General features: G+C 70.7%; 11 protein-coding genes and 1 pseudogene. 9 read left to right on the top strand and 3 right to left on the bottom strand.

Annotation, left to right across the window (positions count from 1 at the left end; translation table 11 throughout):
- Nucleotides 1-10: 10 nt before the first annotated feature.
- The 6 genes from mreD to ACZ7DE_RS07310 all read left to right on the top strand — a co-directional run bounded on the left by mreD (nucleotide 11) and on the right by ACZ7DE_RS07310 (nucleotide 8,474).
- Nucleotides 11-682 carry a rod shape-determining protein MreD gene (gene mreD / locus ACZ7DE_RS07335; RefSeq protein ID WP_470758741.1) on the top strand — a complete coding sequence of 224 codons (672 nt, stop codon included), beginning with the start codon at nucleotides 11-13 and terminating at the stop codon, nucleotides 680-682.
- A gap of 236 nt (nucleotides 683-918) precedes the next feature.
- Nucleotides 919-3,168 (top strand): penicillin-binding protein 2, encoded by a 2,250-nt coding sequence (mrdA, locus tag ACZ7DE_RS07330; protein WP_470758740.1) that lies wholly within the window; start codon nucleotides 919-921, stop codon nucleotides 3,166-3,168.
- Nucleotides 3,165-4,364, top strand: a complete 1,200-nt coding sequence (gene rodA / locus ACZ7DE_RS07325; RefSeq protein ID WP_470758739.1) for a rod shape-determining protein RodA — start codon at nucleotides 3,165-3,167, stop codon at nucleotides 4,362-4,364. Before mrdA ends, rodA begins: the two co-directional genes overlap by 4 nt.
- Nucleotides 4,365-4,456: 92 nt before the next feature.
- Entirely contained in the window at nucleotides 4,457-6,007 is a 1,551-nt protein-coding gene (locus tag ACZ7DE_RS07320; protein WP_470758738.1) for a CYTH and CHAD domain-containing protein, read from the top strand.
- 121 nt (nucleotides 6,008-6,128) lie between these two features.
- Entirely contained in the window at nucleotides 6,129-8,069 is a 1,941-nt protein-coding gene (locus ACZ7DE_RS07315) for a TIGR03960 family B12-binding radical SAM protein (protein ID WP_470758737.1), read from the top strand.
- An 81-nt stretch (nucleotides 8,070-8,150) separates the two neighbouring features.
- Nucleotides 8,151-8,474, top strand: coding sequence for a S1 RNA-binding domain-containing protein (locus tag ACZ7DE_RS07310; RefSeq protein ID WP_470758736.1), 324 nt, complete (start codon nucleotides 8,151-8,153; stop codon nucleotides 8,472-8,474).
- A 341-nt stretch (nucleotides 8,475-8,815) separates the two neighbouring features.
- On the opposite strand, the gene ACZ7DE_RS07305 is transcribed toward ACZ7DE_RS07310, so the two are convergent.
- Nucleotides 8,816-9,724, bottom strand: a complete 909-nt coding sequence (locus ACZ7DE_RS07305) for an NADP-dependent oxidoreductase (protein ID WP_470758735.1) — start codon at nucleotides 9,722-9,724, stop codon at nucleotides 8,816-8,818.
- 426 nt (nucleotides 9,725-10,150) lie between these two features.
- On the opposite strand from ACZ7DE_RS07305, the gene ACZ7DE_RS07300 reads away from it, so the two are divergent.
- Complete coding sequence (locus tag ACZ7DE_RS07300) at nucleotides 10,151-10,507, top strand: MerR family transcriptional regulator (RefSeq protein ID WP_470758734.1); 357 nt, start codon at nucleotides 10,151-10,153, stop codon at nucleotides 10,505-10,507.
- 351 nt (nucleotides 10,508-10,858) lie between these two features.
- Here ACZ7DE_RS07300 and ACZ7DE_RS07295 read toward each other — a convergent pair.
- A pseudogene (locus ACZ7DE_RS07295) lies at nucleotides 10,859-11,047 on the bottom strand (transposase); the annotation flags it as partial.
- Nucleotides 11,048-11,173: 126 nt separating this feature from the next.
- The gene (locus tag ACZ7DE_RS07290; protein ID WP_470758733.1) at nucleotides 11,174-11,866 is read right to left on the bottom strand and encodes a hypothetical protein; all 693 of its coding nucleotides are present in this window, start codon (nucleotides 11,864-11,866) and stop codon (nucleotides 11,174-11,176) included.
- 268 nt (nucleotides 11,867-12,134) lie between these two features.
- On the opposite strand from ACZ7DE_RS07290, the gene ACZ7DE_RS07285 reads away from it, so the two are divergent.
- Nucleotides 12,135-13,286, top strand: coding sequence for a glycosyltransferase (locus ACZ7DE_RS07285; protein WP_470758732.1), 1,152 nt, complete (start codon nucleotides 12,135-12,137; stop codon nucleotides 13,284-13,286).
- 124 nt (nucleotides 13,287-13,410) lie between these two features.
- Nucleotides 13,411-14,580: a hypothetical protein gene (locus tag ACZ7DE_RS07280; RefSeq protein WP_470758731.1), complete on the top strand. Its 1,170-nt coding sequence runs from the start codon at nucleotides 13,411-13,413 to the stop codon at nucleotides 14,578-14,580.
- Nucleotides 14,581-14,618: the final 38 nt, after the last annotated feature.

Here is a 14,618-nt window from a genome sequence, read left to right as displayed (position 1 = left end):
GACAACCCCCATGCGCGTCAACCGGATCCTGCTCTCCGTCCCGCTGGTCGTCGTGGCCCTGGTGATCCAGGTGAGCGTCCTCGCCCGGCTCCACCTCCCCGGCGCCGTCCCCGACCTCCTGCTGCTCACCGTCCTGGGCCTGGCCATGGTGTACGGCCATGTGGGCGGCGCCCTCATCGGCTTCGGTGCCGGCCTGCTGGCCGACCTGGCGCCGCCCGCGGACCACGCCGCCGGCCGCTACGCCCTCGTGCTGTGCGTGATCGGCTACCTCGCCGGGCTCGTCAAGCCCGAGACCGGGCAGATCAAGTCGGCCACCGGCCCGATGGTCGTGGTGGTCGCGGCCGCCATCGGCTCCACCCTGCTGTACGCCGGGGTCGGCGCCCTCGTCGGCGACACCGCCGCCCGTCATGTGGGCCTCACCGGGCTGCTGTTCACGGCCGCCCTGTACGACCTGCTGCTCGCGCCGTTCGTGGTCCCCGCGGTCATGTTCCTGGCGCGACGCGCCGACAACGATCCGCTCGCCGAGACCAACTCCGCCGCCAAGGGCGCCGACATCTCCTCGGGCTGGCTCTCCTCCGGGACGGGCCTGCGGATCGGCGGTCAGCGCGGCGGACTCAAGCTGAAGGCGGCCAGGTCGCGGGCGACCCGGGCCGGGCGCATCAAGGGGGTCAAGCGGCTGTGAGCGCGGGCGGGTTCACCAGACGGTCCATCCCCCGGTTCACCGGACGGTCCATCCCCGGGTTCACCGGACGGTCCATCCGCGGGCTCACCCGAAGGGCCGGGCGAGGATTCACCCGAACGGGGAAGTTCCGGCGGAACGGGGCCTCATCGGCCGGTCGTTCATCATTCGTACGCACAGCCGTCCGCGGCGCTGTCCGCGCACACACGTTCGCACACTGAGAGGGGGAGACAGCCGCAGTGACCAACATCCCCGAGACCGGTCGGACCCCACGGGTCCAGATCCGGCTCGTCGTGATCCAGATCCTGGTCCTCTCCCTGCTCGGCACCCTCGGCGGCCGCCTGTGGTACCTGCAGATCCGGGAGGGCGCGGAGTACGCCAAGGAGGCCTCCGGCAACCACGTCCAGCAGGTCGTCGAGCCCGCCGTGCGCGGCTCGATCCTGGACGCGCGCGGGGTGCCCCTGGCCGACAACGAGACACGGCTCGTGGTCTCCGCCTCCCGCACCGAGCTGCTGAAGCAGAAGGACGACGGCAAAGCGGTCCTGACCAAGCTCGCGGGCGTGCTCGGCATGAAGCCCGCGGACGTCATGCTGAAGGTCCGGCTCTGCGACGCGAAGACCCCGCAGCCCTGCTGGAACGGCTCGCCCTACCAGCCGATCCCCATCACCGACGAGGCCACCGCCAAGCAGGCCCTGCAGATCCGCGAGCGCGCCGAGGACTTCCCGGGCATCACCGCCGAGCCCGAGGCCGTGCGCCGGTACGCGGCCCCCGGCAACGCCAACACCGCCCAGGTCCTCGGCTACCTCTCCCCGGTCACGGACGAGGAGATCACCAAGGCCCAGGACACCGACTCGCCCTATCTGCGCTCCGACCAGGTCGGCCGCTCCGGCCTGGAGCGGCAGTACGACAAGGAGCTGCGCGGCAAGGCCGGCGTCACCCGCTACGAGGTCGACAACCTCGGCCGGGTCATCGGCCAGGCCGAGGCGGACGCGGCCCAGCCCGGCTCCAACCTCGTCACCAGCATCGACGCCCGCGTCCAGCGGGTCGCCGAGTACGAGCTGAAGAACGCGATGAAGATCGCCCGCCAGCAGTTCGACAAGATCACCGGCGAGAACTACAAGGCGGACTCCGGGGCGGTCGTGGTGATGGAGGCCAAGACCGGCCGGGTCGTCGCCATGGCCTCCGCCCCGGCCTACGACCCCAACGTCTGGGTCGGCGGCATCTCCGCCAAGGACTACAAGAAGCTCACCGGGAAGAACTCCGACTACCCGCTGCTGAACCGGGCCATACAGGGTCAGTCCGCGCCCGGTTCGACCTTCAAGGTGGTCTCCACGGCCGCCGCGGTCGAGGCGGGCTACGAGTGGGACGGCGGCTACCCCTGCACCAGCTCGTACTCGGTGGGCGGCCAGGTCTTCAAGAACTTCGAGGGGGAGAGCTTCGGCCCGATCTCGCTCGGCCGGGCCCTCGAGGTCTCCTGCGACACCGTCTTCTACGGCCTCGCGGACCGCGAGTGGAAGAAGGACGGCGGCATCAACCCGAAGAAGGGTGAGCCCAAGGACTACTTCTACAAGGCCGCGCACCAGTTCGGCCTCGGCAAGGAGACCGGCGTCGACCTGCCCAACGAGGTCACCGGCCGCGTCCCGGACCGCCAGTGGAAGGAGTCCTACTGGAAGGCCAACAAGGACTCCTGGTGCAAGTCCGGCAAGAAGGACGGCAGTTACGTCGAGAAGATCGCGTACGAGAACTGCCTCGAGGGCAACAAGATGCGCGAGGGCGACTCGATCAACTACTCCATCGGTCAGGGCGACACCCTCGTCACCCCGATCCAGGAGGCCGTGATCTACGGGGCGCTCGCCAACGGCGGCACGATGTACACCCCGACCATCGGCAAGGCGATCGTCAGCGCCGACGGCAAGACCGTCCAGGAGATCAAGCCCAAGGTCAAGGGCAGGCTGCCGGTCACCAAGGCGACGCTCAAGGGCATGGACGCCGCGCTGGAGGGCGTGGTCACCCGCGGTACCGCCGCCTGGAAGTTCGGCGGCTGGCCGCAGGAGGAGATCCCGCTGCACGCCAAGACCGGTACCGCGGAGGTCTACGGCAAGCAGACGACGTCCTGGCTCGCCACGTACAGCAAGGACTACACGGTCGTGATGACGATCGCTCAGGCCGGTACCGGCTCGGGCGCCTCCGGTGAGGCCGTGCGCCACATCTACAACGCGATGTACGGCGTCTCCGAGGACGGCAAGATCGACAAGAAGAACGCCCTGCTGCCCACCCCGCAGGCCGGCCTGCCGAAGGTCCAGGCGGACGGCACGATCAAGTCCCCGAAGATCTCCAAGGACCCGGCGAAGGACCAGCGCGCCGCCCAGAAGACCGCGCCCGAGCCGGACGCGTCCCAGCCGGCGGGCACCACGGGGCAGAACACCGGCACCAACCGGGACACCCGCAGGCGACGGCGGAAGAGGGGAAGCCGGAGGATGTGCACATGAGCGGCGCGAACGGTTTCTCCGTTTCGGGATACGGGCCCGAGCGGGGCGGCTGGACCCGGGTCTTCGCCCGTGACTCGCTGGCCCGCCGACTGGACTGGCCGATACTGCTGTCGGCGATCGCCCTGTCGCTGATCGGCTCACTCCTGGTCTTCTCGGCGACCCGCAACCGCACCGAGATCAACCAGGGCGATCCGTACTACTTCCTGGTCCGGCACCTCATGAACACCGGCATCGGGCTCGCCCTGATGATCGGCACGGTCTGGCTCGGCCACCGCACCCTGCGCAACGCGGTACCGGTCCTCTACGGCCTCTCGCTCCTGGGGATCCTGGCGGTGCTGACCCCGCTCGGCTCCACGGTCAACGGCGCGCACTCGTGGATCGTGCTCGGCGGCGGCTTCTCGCTGCAGCCCTCGGAGTTCGTGAAGATCACGATCATCCTGGGCATGGCGATGCTGCTCGCGGCCCGGGTCGACGCCGGCGACAAGCTCCATCCCGACCACCGCACGGTCGTCCAGGCGCTCGGCCTCGCGGCCGTCCCCATGCTGATCGTGATGCTGATGCCCGACCTCGGCTCGGTCATGGTCATGGTGATCATCGTGCTGGGCGTGCTGCTCGCCTCCGGCGCCTCCAACCGCTGGGTGTTCGGACTGATCGGCGCGGGCGCGGCCGGCGCGATCGCCGTCTGGCAGCTGCACATCCTGGACGACTACCAGATCGCCCGCTTCGCCGCCTTCGCCAACCCCAGCCTCGACCCGGCCGGCGTCGGCTACAACACCAACCAGGCGCGGATCGCGATCGGTTCCGGCGGCCTCTCCGGCGCCGGGCTGTTCCACGGCTCCCAGACGACGGGCCAGTTCGTGCCCGAACAGCAGACGGACTTCGTCTTCACCGTCGCGGGCGAGGAACTGGGCTTCCTGGGCGCGGGCCTGATCATCGTCCTGCTCGGCGTGGTCCTGTGGCGCGCCTGCCGCATAGCTCGTGAGACGACGGAGCTGTACGGCACGATCGTCGCCGCGGGCATCGTGGCCTGGTTCGCCTTCCAGTCCTTCGAGAACATCGGGATGACCCTGGGGATCATGCCGGTGACGGGTCTGCCGCTGCCGTTCGTCTCCTACGGCGGCACGTCGATGTTCGCGGTGTGGGTGGCGGTCGGGCTGCTGCAGTCCATCCGGGTGCAACGGCCGATGTCGGCCTAGACGTCGGAAGCGGTGCGGTTTCCCGGAGTTCGGCCGTGATCCCCGTCCGGTGCGCACTGCCGCTGGGGCCCGACTGCGACTAGATTCAATTCATGGCGGAGACGAAACGCGAGATCGAGCGCAAGTACGAATCCAACAAGAGCGGGCTGCCGGACCTGACCGGCGTCGCCGGCGTTGTCACCGTCCTGGACAGGGGCGTCGCCGAGTTGGACGCGACCTACTACGACACCTCCGATCTGCGTTTGGCCGCGGCCGCGATCACCTTGCGCCGCCGTACCGGGGGCTCCGACGCCGGCTGGCATCTGAAACTCCCGGTCGAGGCCGGCGTCCGGGACGAGATCAGGGCTCCGCTCTCCGACACCGTGCCCGAGGAGCTCGGCGCCCTGGTCCGCTCCCGTGTGCGCGAGGGACAGCTGGTGCCGGTGGTGCGACTGCGCTCCAGCAGGGACGTCCGCGAACTCGTCGACGCCCAGGGCCGCCGGCTCGCCGAGGCCAGCGTGGACGCCGTACGCGCGGATCGGCTGTTCGGCGGTGAGGGCAGCGCCCAGTGGACCGAGATCGAGGTGGAGCTCGCCGACGGCGGCGACCCGGCTCTGCTCGACAAGGTGGAGAAGCGGCTGCGCAAGGCGGGCGTGCGGCCGTCGAAGTCCCCGTCGAAACTGGCGCGGGCGCTGACGGAGACGGCGTCCAGGAAGAAGCGGGCCAAGGCAGGGACGGCGGGACAGAAAGCAGGGCGCAAAGCGGCGGGGAGCAAGGCCGCCGACGGTGAGCCCGTGACCGCCGGCGACCATGTGCTGGCGTACGTGCGCGCCCAGCGGGACGCGATCGTCGAGCTCGATCCGGCGGTCCGCCAGGAGGCCGAGGACTCCGTGCACGACATGCGCGTCGCCACGCGCCGGCTGCGCAGCACCTTCCGCTCCTTCCGCAAGGTCCTCGACCGCGACGTCACCGACCCGATCGCCGCCGAGCTGAAGTGGCTCGCGGGCGAGCTGGGTGCGGGCCGCGACCAGGAGGTGCTCAGCGAGCGCCTGGCGGCCGGCCTGGACGACCTGCCCCACACGCTGGTCTCCGGCCCGGTCGGCGAACGGCTGCGGGCCTGGGCGAAGGCCGAGCACCGGGGCTCGCGCCGCCGGCTGCTCGGGGTCCTGGACTCGCAGCGCTATCTGACGCTGCTCGACGCCCTGGACGCCCTGGTCGCCGACCCGCCGCTGCTGGACGAGGCCGCGAGCAAGCCGAAGAAGGTGCTCGCCAAGGCCGTCCGCAAGGACGTCGGGAAGGTCTCCGAGCTGGTCGAGCAGGCCCTGGAGCAGCCGGCCGGCCACGAACGTGACCTGATGCTGCACGAGGCGCGCAAGAAGACCAAGCGGACCCGCTACGCGGCGGAGACGGCCACACCGGCGATCGGCGGTGCGGCCAAGGCCCTCGCCAAGTCCATGAAGTCGTTGCAGAGCCTGCTGGGCGAACACCAGGACAGCGTCATGGCCCGGCAGGCCCTGCGCGAGCTTTCCGCCGTGGCGCACGCGGCGGGGGAGAGCGCGTTCACGTACGGGGTGCTGTACGGCCGTGAGGAGCGGCGGGCCGAGCTGTCGGAGGAGCAGCTGCCGGGAGCCTGGGAGAGGACCCGCGGGGCGATGAGGGTTTAGAACGGGCCGCGGTGGATTCGTCGTGGCGGGGAAGACCTCCGGCCGGGTTAGGCTAGATGGTCCCCCTCCCCCAGCCTCCGGCCGGGGGGACCCCCAGTCAGCTCACGAAGGTGCCCCCGCGATGTCTGTCGAGTCGGTCTTCCCGCAGCTCGAAGCCTTGCTCCCGCATGTGCAGAAGCCGATCCAGTACGTGGGCGGCGAGCTCAACTCCACGGTCAAGCCCTGGGAGTCCTGCGACGTCCGCTGGGCGCTCATGTACCCGGACGCGTACGAGGTCGGTCTGCCCAACCAGGGCGTCATGATCCTCTACGAGGTGCTCAACGAGCAGGAGGGCGTCCTCGCCGAGCGCACGTACAGCGTGTGGCCGGACCTGGAGGTGCTGATGCGGGAGCACGCCGTCCCGCAGTTCACGGTGGACAGCCACCGCCCGGTGAAGGCCTTCGACGTGTTCGGCCTGTCCTTCTCCACGGAGCTGGGCTACACGAACATGCTGGCCGCCCTGGACCTGGCCGGGATCCCCTTGGAGGCCAAGGACCGGGGGCTGGACGACCCGATCGTGCTGGCCGGCGGCCACGCGGCCTTCAACCCGGAGCCGATCGCCGACTTCATCGACGCGGCGGTCATCGGCGACGGCGAGCAGGCCGTGCTCGACATGACGAAGATCATCCGCGACTGGAAGGCGGAGGGCCGGCCGGGCGGCCGCGAGGAGGTCCTCTTCCGCCTCGCGAAGACGGGCGCGGTGTACATCCCGCGCTTCTACGACGTCGAGTACCTGCCGGACGGCCGGATCGCCCGTGTGGTGCCGAACAAGTCGGGCGTGCCGTGGCGTGTGTCGAAGCACACGGTCATGGACCTCGACGAGTGGCCGTACCCCAAGCAGCCGCTGGTCCCGCTCGCCGAGACGGTCCATGAGCGCATGTCGGTGGAGATCTTCCGCGGCTGCACCCGCGGCTGCCGTTTCTGCCAGGCGGGCATGATCACTCGCCCGGTGCGCGAGCGCTCCATCACCGGCATCGGCGACATGGTGGAGAAGGGTCTGAAGGCGACCGGCTTCGAGGAGGTCGGCCTGCTGTCGCTGTCGAGCGCCGACCACAGCGAGATCGGCGAGGTCGCCAAGGGGCTCGCGGACCGGTACGAGGAGGACAAGATCGGCCTGTCCCTCCCCTCCACCCGTGTCGACGCCTTCAACGTGGACCTGGCGAACGAGCTGACCCGCAACGGCCGCCGCTCCGGCCTGACCTTCGCCCCCGAGGGCGGCTCGGAGCGCATGCGCAAGGTCATCAACAAGATGGTCTCCGAAGAGGACCTGATCAGGACCGTCTCCACCGCTTACGGCAACGGCTGGCGTCAGGTGAAGCTGTACTTCATGTGCGGTCTGCCGACGGAGACGGACGAGGACGTCCTGCAGATCGCCGACATGGCGATGAACGTGATCGCCGAGGGCCGCAAGGTCTCCGGCCAGAACGACATCCGCTGCACGGTCTCGATCGGCGGGTTCGTGCCCAAGCCGCACACCCCGTTCCAGTGGGCCCCGCAGCTGAGCGCCGAGGAGACGGACGCCCGTCTCACGAAGCTCCGCGACAAGATCCGCGGCGACAAGAAGTACGGGCGCTCGATCGGCTTCCGCTACCACGACGGCAAGCCCGGCATCGTCGAGGGCCTCCTGTCCCGCGGCGACCGCCGCATCGGCGCGGTCATCAGGGCCGTCTACGAGGACGGCGGCCGCTTCGACGGCTGGCGCGAGCACTTCTCCTACGACCGCTGGATGGCCTGCGCGGACAAGACGCTGCCCGCCTTCGGCGTGGACGTCGACTGGTACACGACCCGTGAGAAGACCTACGAGGAGGTCCTGCCCTGGGACCACCTGGACTCGGGCCTCGACAAGGACTGGCTCTGGGAGGACTGGCAGGACGCCCTCGACGAGACAGAGGTCGAGGACTGCCGCTGGACGCCCTGCTTCGACTGCGGGGTGTGCCCGGCGATGGACACCCACATCCAGATCGGCCCGACCGGCAGGAAGCTGCTGCCGCTGGAGGTCAAGAACACCACTCCGGCCGGCTGAACCGGGGGAGTGGTCCGACGTCACGACAACGCCCGCAGCCGGGGCGGGGGAGCCGCGTGAGGGCGCCCACTCCAGCGTGGAGTGGGTCCACGGGGTTGTCGTGAGGGCCTGGGCGGCCGGGCACGGCCGCCCCTGCGGGCGACGCGTCCGGATCCCTTCCCGGTGTTCACCGACCGGATCGCGGCGGGCCGGACACTGCGTGGGCGGGTGACCAGGCCGGTCCCTTTCGGCGACTTCGTCCAGGTCGCGGACGCGATCGAGGACCTGGTCCCGCTGCCGGAACTCGCCGCGGCGCCCGAGAGCGCTCCGGCGGTCGTCGTGCAGCTCGTCGACGAGGTCTCGGTCGTCGCCACGGACATCGCCCGAGAAGGCCGCGGGCTGGTCCTGTCGCGGCGGCGCGCCTGAGGCACTTCCTCGCCGTGCTCATGGCGGCCCCCACAGCCCTTGCGGCGAAGGCGAGGAAACAAGCCGGCGCTCCTCAGAACCCGTATGGGAACCCCTCTCACGGGGCTGCTGAAGCTGGATGAGGCTGGTGCCCCGTGGACGACGGCTCATGTGCCACGTGCGGCGCCCTAGTGGGGGCGGTCTGCTTGACGAGGCGCCATGGAGATCGGCCTGCTCCGGACCGCCCGCTCGCCGGTACCGATCGAGGGCACGCTCGCCACGCAGGCCCGCCCGTTGCGAGTTGCCTACCTCGTGGGCCTGTTCAGATACAGATCGGCCTGTTCAGATACAGATCGGCCTGTTCAGATGCAGATCACGATCTTTCCTCGGGTGCGTCCGCGCTCGGCGTGCGCGTGGGCGTCGGCGATCCGCTCCAGGGGGTAGGCCTGTTCGATACGGGGTGTGTAGCGGCCTTGCCCGCCCAGTTCCGCCGCCGCGGCCAGGAGAGTGGAGTCGTTCACCGCGTTGACCACATGCGTGCCCAGGTGCTGCCCGCCCGCGTGGTCGGCGACCGTCGCGACGCGCTTCGGGTCACCTGCGATCGCGACGAGGTCGTCCAGGGAGCCGGAGGCCGCGGTGTCGAGCACGATGTCGACGCCGTGCGGAGCGAGGGTGGCGAGGCGCTGTGCGAGGCCGGGGCCGTAGGTGGTGGGAACGGCGCCGAGAGAGGTGAGGAACTCGTGGTTGCGTTCGCTGGCTGTCCCGATCACGGTGCCGACACCTTGCGCCACGGCGATCTCGACCGCCGCGCTGCCCACGCCGCCGGCGGCGCCCTCGACGAGAAGGGTGCGCCCCGCGAGGGAGCCGAGCGCGTTCAGTCCACCCATCGCGGTCACGGACGCGAGACCGGCGCCCGCGGCCTGCTCGTCGTTCCACGTGGCGGGGGTGTGCGCCCAGGCCGAAAGGATGAGCAGCTCCGCGGTCGCGCCGGTGACACCGCCCAGCCCGAAGACACGGTCGCCGATGCTCACCCCCTGCACCCCGTCGCCGATCTCGTCGACCACACCGGCGCCGTCGCGCCCGGGAATGTCGGGCAGATCCAGAGGGAACATCTGGTGCAGGGCGCCGGAACGCAGCTTCCAGTCGATGGGATTGACGCTGGCCGCCGCGACGCGGACACGAATCTCCCCGGGTCCGGGGTGGGGGTCGGGGGCCTGCTCGATCACCAGGCTCTCCGCTCCGCCGTATTCGTGGAACCGGGCTGCGCGCATAACGGTCTGCCTTACTTTGACGGGCCGGAATGACGTGTTCATCCGGCGGTCGTCACTCTAGAACCTGACGTTGACGTGAGGTGCAAGCCGCAATTGCCGCCCGGCCGGAGGAGGGCAGGCGCGGATGGGTGAGGTTGCCGAGCGGGCGGGGGTGGGCGTGGGGGCCTGCGCCACTACGAGGGATCACGCCGCCCGTCACGGTCGACACCCGTGTGCCCTCGGGCGGGCTCGGCGATCCCGGCACGACGCGAGGACTGCCGTGCGTACGTGAACCGCGTGAACGCCCTCGGGTCCGCCACCGGTTCATGATCAATCTCGGCGCCGGCAACGGTTCGATCGGCCCCCAGGGCTGCCCCCGGAGCCGGTATTGCTAGCCTTAACCTGACGTCAACGTGAGGTACGAGCGGGAAGGGAGTGCCCTGCGGCATGCGCATCGGACAGCTCGCCAGGCGGTCAGGGGTCAGCGTGCGGGCCCTGCGCTACTACGAGGAGCAGCGGCTCCTGGAATCGGCACGGACGCCCGGTGGGCAGCGTGACTATCCCGACGAAGCCCTGGAGCGGGTCCAACTCATCCAGGACCTCTTTGCGGCCGGCCTCTCCAGCCGTACGGTCGTCGAACTCCTGCCGTGCGTGAGCACCGGCGTCGCGACCCCCGCCATGCTCGCCCAGCTCATCATCGAACGCGACCGCATCGCCGCACGCATCCAGGACCTGACCCGGGCCAAGACCAAACTCGGCCGCGTGATCGAGAACGTGACCGCGGCGAACGTGGCGCAGGACTGATCTGGTGACCAGAAGTGCGGCAGTGCGGGCACCGTCGGCGGCATCATGCGGATCCGGGGAAGGAGCCCGGTCACACCGCTCCGGAAGGCTGTCTGGCGAGGCGATGCCGCGTAGCAACTCCTTCTGTCCCGTGGAGGAATGGGCCGTCCTGACCGAGGCATCGGGCAGGTGGTCAAGCTGCCTGGACTGCTGTTGTGGGCCGTGGTGTTGCCGCTGTCGGGTAGGCGGGCTGGCGGGTGAGGCGCCGGGTCATGAGCGTGATGGCGGCGAGGGTGAGCATCGCTTCGGAGTGCTTGCGCCGGGTCTCGTAGTCCCGGGCGTTCCTGCGGGCGTGCAACCAACCACCAGGCCAGGCTCCGCCGCCGCGGGCAGGGCCCGCCGCTTGCAGCCCGTATCCACCACATACCGGATGGCGTCCACGATCGCGCGGCGAGGCCACTTCTCCGGACGGCCGCCCGTGGACAACTGACATGCGGGCGTGGGCAGCAGCAGTTCAAGGGCGAGTGGCGGCCGGTGTGGCGTGTCGGCAGTGGCGGGCAGGACGTGGCGATCGACGCTGTTACCGGTGAGCGCATCGTGGGCGAGGGCTGAGGGGCCCGCGCCGCTGAGCCCCCTTTCCGGAGGGGAGGGGGGCTCAGTGCTGTGCGTGGTGGGGGCGGTGGGGGGTCAGAGGCGGAGGTTGTTGTTGTTGCCTGGTTCCGGGGAGTTCAGTGGTTGCCAGGCAAGGGTGGGGAGCGAGGGGTTGGGGCAGGTCAGAGTGGCCGCGCTGGCGGCGGTGTGGCTCTCGGTGCAGATGATCTCGAAGACCTGGCCCGTGGTGGTCAGGATGTCGATCTTGATGCCTGCCAGGTCCTGGTTGCCCTGGCTGTGCTCGTTGACCGATACACCGCAGGCGAATCCCGCCTGGCCGCCGCTCGGGTACCCGGTCCTGTTGCTGAGGTCGGTCCACCTCAGGGTGTGGTCGAAGTTGGGGCGCACGTCGCGGATGCCGGCGTAGGTGACGCCGCCGCTCACCGCGGCGCGGAGCTCGTACACCTCCTGGTCCTGGAACGCGTCGATGTCGGCGCACGGCCCGGTCGCTCCGGTCGTCCCCGGCCCGCCGGGTGAGCCGGTCGCGCCGGTGGCTCCGGTCGCGCCGGTGGCTCCGGTCGCTCCCCTGGGGCCCGTCGGGCCCGTCGGCCCCTGGCATCTGTCCTTGCCGCCGATCTGGCTCGCCCGGTGGGGCCTCGGCTTCGGCTTGCACTTGTCGCCGCCGCTGCCGACGGCCGCCACCCTCGTCTCACCGGTGACGCTGCGCGCCGCCGCGGCGGCCGGGCTGATCACACCGGCCGCCAGGATCACGGCGAGCGAGGTCACCATGCCGGCCTGTTTGCATCTGTGTCGGGCCACCGGCCCGAGAAGTGAGTACGGTCCGAACTCGGATCGCATGCGCGTGCTCCTTGCGTCAATCGGTTCGGGCGCTCCCCGAACCTGAGGGCGAGCCTGAACGAAGCGCGGCGGTTCGAGCGGGATACGGGGCGTATAAGTTCATTTTTATCGACGTATCGGATTAACCGGTGCGTGCCGATGGAGCATTCCCCGCGTGGGGTGGGCGGCCGGGGGCCGGGCCCGTGCCAACTTGACCTCCGTGACACACCAGACTCTGTGCCTGTGCATGATCGTCAAGGACGAGTCGCGGGTGATCGAGCGCTGCCTGGAGTCCGTCCGCTCCCTCGTCGACTACTGGGTGATCTCCGACACCGGCTCGACGGACGGCACACAGGACCTGATCCGCAAGGTGCTCGACGGCGTCCCGGGCGAGCTCCACGACGAACCCTGGGTCGACTTCGGGCACAACCGGTCGCGCAACATCCAGCAGGCCCGCGGCAAGGCCGACTACCTGCTCACCCTCGACGCCGACCACGTCCTGCGGCAGGACGCCCCGTTGCCCCGGCTGACGGCGGACTCGTACATGCTGCGCTACGACACCCCCGGCACCCAGCACCGCTTCAAGCACCTCATGCGCGGGGACCGGGCATGGCGGTACGAGGGCGTCACCCACGAGTACCCCTGCACCGACGGGCCCGACCGGCAGGAGAACCTGGACGCGCTCGTCATCGAGGACCACGCGGACGGCGGCTGCCGCAGCGACAAGTTCGAGCGCGACGCGCGCCTGCTGCGGCGCGAGTTGGAGCGCGACCCGGACAACCCGCGCACCGTCTTCTACCTCGCCAACACCGAACGCGACCTCGGACACGCGGACGAGGCGATCGCGCTGTACGAACGGCGGGCCGGGCTGGGCGGCTGGGGCGAGGAGGTCTACTGCTCGCTCCTCGAGGCCGGCGTCCTCAAGGCGGAGCAGAACGACGACTGGCCCGGCGCGATGGACGCCTTCTCCCGAGCCTGGGAGGCCCGCCCCGCCCGCCTCGAAGCCGTCTACGAACTGGCCTCGCGACTGCGCCTGCGCAGCCGCTACCACACGGCGTACGCCCTGCTCGGCGCGGTCATCGGCGCGCGCGAACCGGACGACCTGCTCTTCACCAGGTCCTGGGTGTACCGCTGGGGCCTGCTCTTCGAGTTCTCCATCTGCGCCTACTGGGTCGGCGATCACATGGCCGCCGTCCGGGCCTGCGACGAGCTGCTGGCCCTGCCGGACCTGCCCGCCGCCATCCGCAGCCAGACCGAGACCAACCGCGGGTTCTCCGTTCCCCACGTCAACGCCGTGCCGCGTCCGGCGACCCCCGTGCGCCGGCCGAAGGCCTCCCGGGCCGGGAAGGCGGCACGGACCCGGAAGCGGTAGCCCGCCCCTGGCCCGACCGCGCCTGACGCATCCTCACCGACGCGCCCGCAGCAGGGTCGTGTGCCCGTCGCCGCGTGCTCCGCGTTCCTGCATCCATCGAGCCGGTTGTAGCGTCTACGTCCACATGGACCTGCAGAAACCGCCCGCCGCCGAGCCGCCCGCGCAGATGCCCGGCGGCACTGGCGGCCACGCTGCCGTCAGCACTCCCGGCCGGCCGCCCGAGGGGTGTCTCGTCGTCGCGATCCGGCTGCCCGTGCGCGTCGTCGTGCTCGTGCTGGTGGTGCCGGTGCGCATGGTGTGGGACGCGCTCGTCGTGGTGGGCCGGTTCCTCAGGGACATGGTCCTCCGGCCGGTCGGGCGGGCCCTGGCGTGGCTGGGGAAGGCGCTGTTCGTCTGGCCGCTGATCGGCCTGTGGCGCTATCTCCTCGTCCCTGCGGGCAAGGCGCTCGCATGGCTGGGCAAGGTGCTGGTCGTCGTGCCGGCGCTCTGGCTCCACCGGCACGTCCTCACTCCGCTCGGACACGGCGTCGCGTGGCTGGCCCGGGGGGTGGGGATCGGGCTCGCGTGGGTGTACGCGCGCGTGCTGACGCCCCTCGGGCGCGCCGCGCTGTGGCTGCTGAAGGGGATCGGGGCCGTGGTGGCCGCCGTCGGCGTCGGCCTGTACGGCGCGATCGCGTGGCTCGTGCGGTATCTCGTCGTCGTCCCCGCCCGGTGGGTCCACGAGTGGTTCCTCGCGCCGGTCGGGCGGGCGATCGCCTGGTGCGCGCGAGGGGCCTGGTGGCTCCTGGGGCTGCTGGTCAGCGGGATCGGCCTGGTCCTCTACTGGACCGCCCGGATCCTGCTGGTGCTGCCCGCGCTCGCCCTGTGGCGCTGGGTGCTGGCCCCCGTCGGCCGGTTTCTCGGGGTCGTCGCGCGGGAGGTGGGGGACGCCCTCGGGCACGCCTGGCGGATCGCCGGGCGCATCTCCCGCGCCGTCGGACGGTTCCTCGGGACCCTCTTCCGGTGGATCTTCGTGGAGCCCGTGCGCTGGGTGTACCGGACGGTGCTCACCCCGGTCGGGCACGTGGTGCGGGACGCCGTGCTGCGTCCCGCGGCCCGGGCCGCGCGCGCGGTGGGCGGGGCCGCCCGGCAGGCGCTGGCCACCGCCCGGGAGACGGCACGGCAGGCCCGCGCCGACATGCGCCGGATGCTGTTCGGGGAACCGTCCCGGAAGGAGGCGGTCGCCCGACGGGAACCATCGGCGGGCGGGGCACGTACTCTTGGTAGCAGTACGACCGCTCTCACGAAGGACTGAACGACACTGGGCAAGCGACAGCCCGAAGGCCCGCCGCC

Source organism: Streptomyces sp. NPDC037083 (assembly GCF_055606485.1).
Note: the sequence above shows the minus strand (reverse complement) of the source record. Positions and strands in the feature narration are given on the sequence as shown.

Coding starts and splice junctions, on each gene's coding strand:
- ACZ7DE_RS07320 (WP_470758738.1), top strand. CDS start 4,457: ATGGCGGAGACGAAACGCGAGATCGAGCGCAAGTACGAATCCAACAAG.
- ACZ7DE_RS07315 (WP_470758737.1), top strand. CDS start 6,129: ATGTCTGTCGAGTCGGTCTTCCCGCAGCTCGAAGCCTTGCTCCCGCAT.
- ACZ7DE_RS07290 (WP_470758733.1), bottom strand. CDS start 11,866: ATGGTGACCTCGCTCGCCGTGATCCTGGCGGCCGGTGTGATCAGCCCG.
- ACZ7DE_RS07280 (WP_470758731.1), top strand. CDS start 13,411: ATGGACCTGCAGAAACCGCCCGCCGCCGAGCCGCCCGCGCAGATGCCC.
- rodA (WP_470758739.1), top strand. CDS start 3,165: ATGAGCGGCGCGAACGGTTTCTCCGTTTCGGGATACGGGCCCGAGCGG.
- ACZ7DE_RS07300 (WP_470758734.1), top strand. CDS start 10,151: ATGCGCATCGGACAGCTCGCCAGGCGGTCAGGGGTCAGCGTGCGGGCC.
- mreD (WP_470758741.1), top strand. CDS start 11: ATGCGCGTCAACCGGATCCTGCTCTCCGTCCCGCTGGTCGTCGTGGCC.
- ACZ7DE_RS07305 (WP_470758735.1), bottom strand. CDS start 9,724: ATGCGCGCAGCCCGGTTCCACGAATACGGCGGAGCGGAGAGCCTGGTG.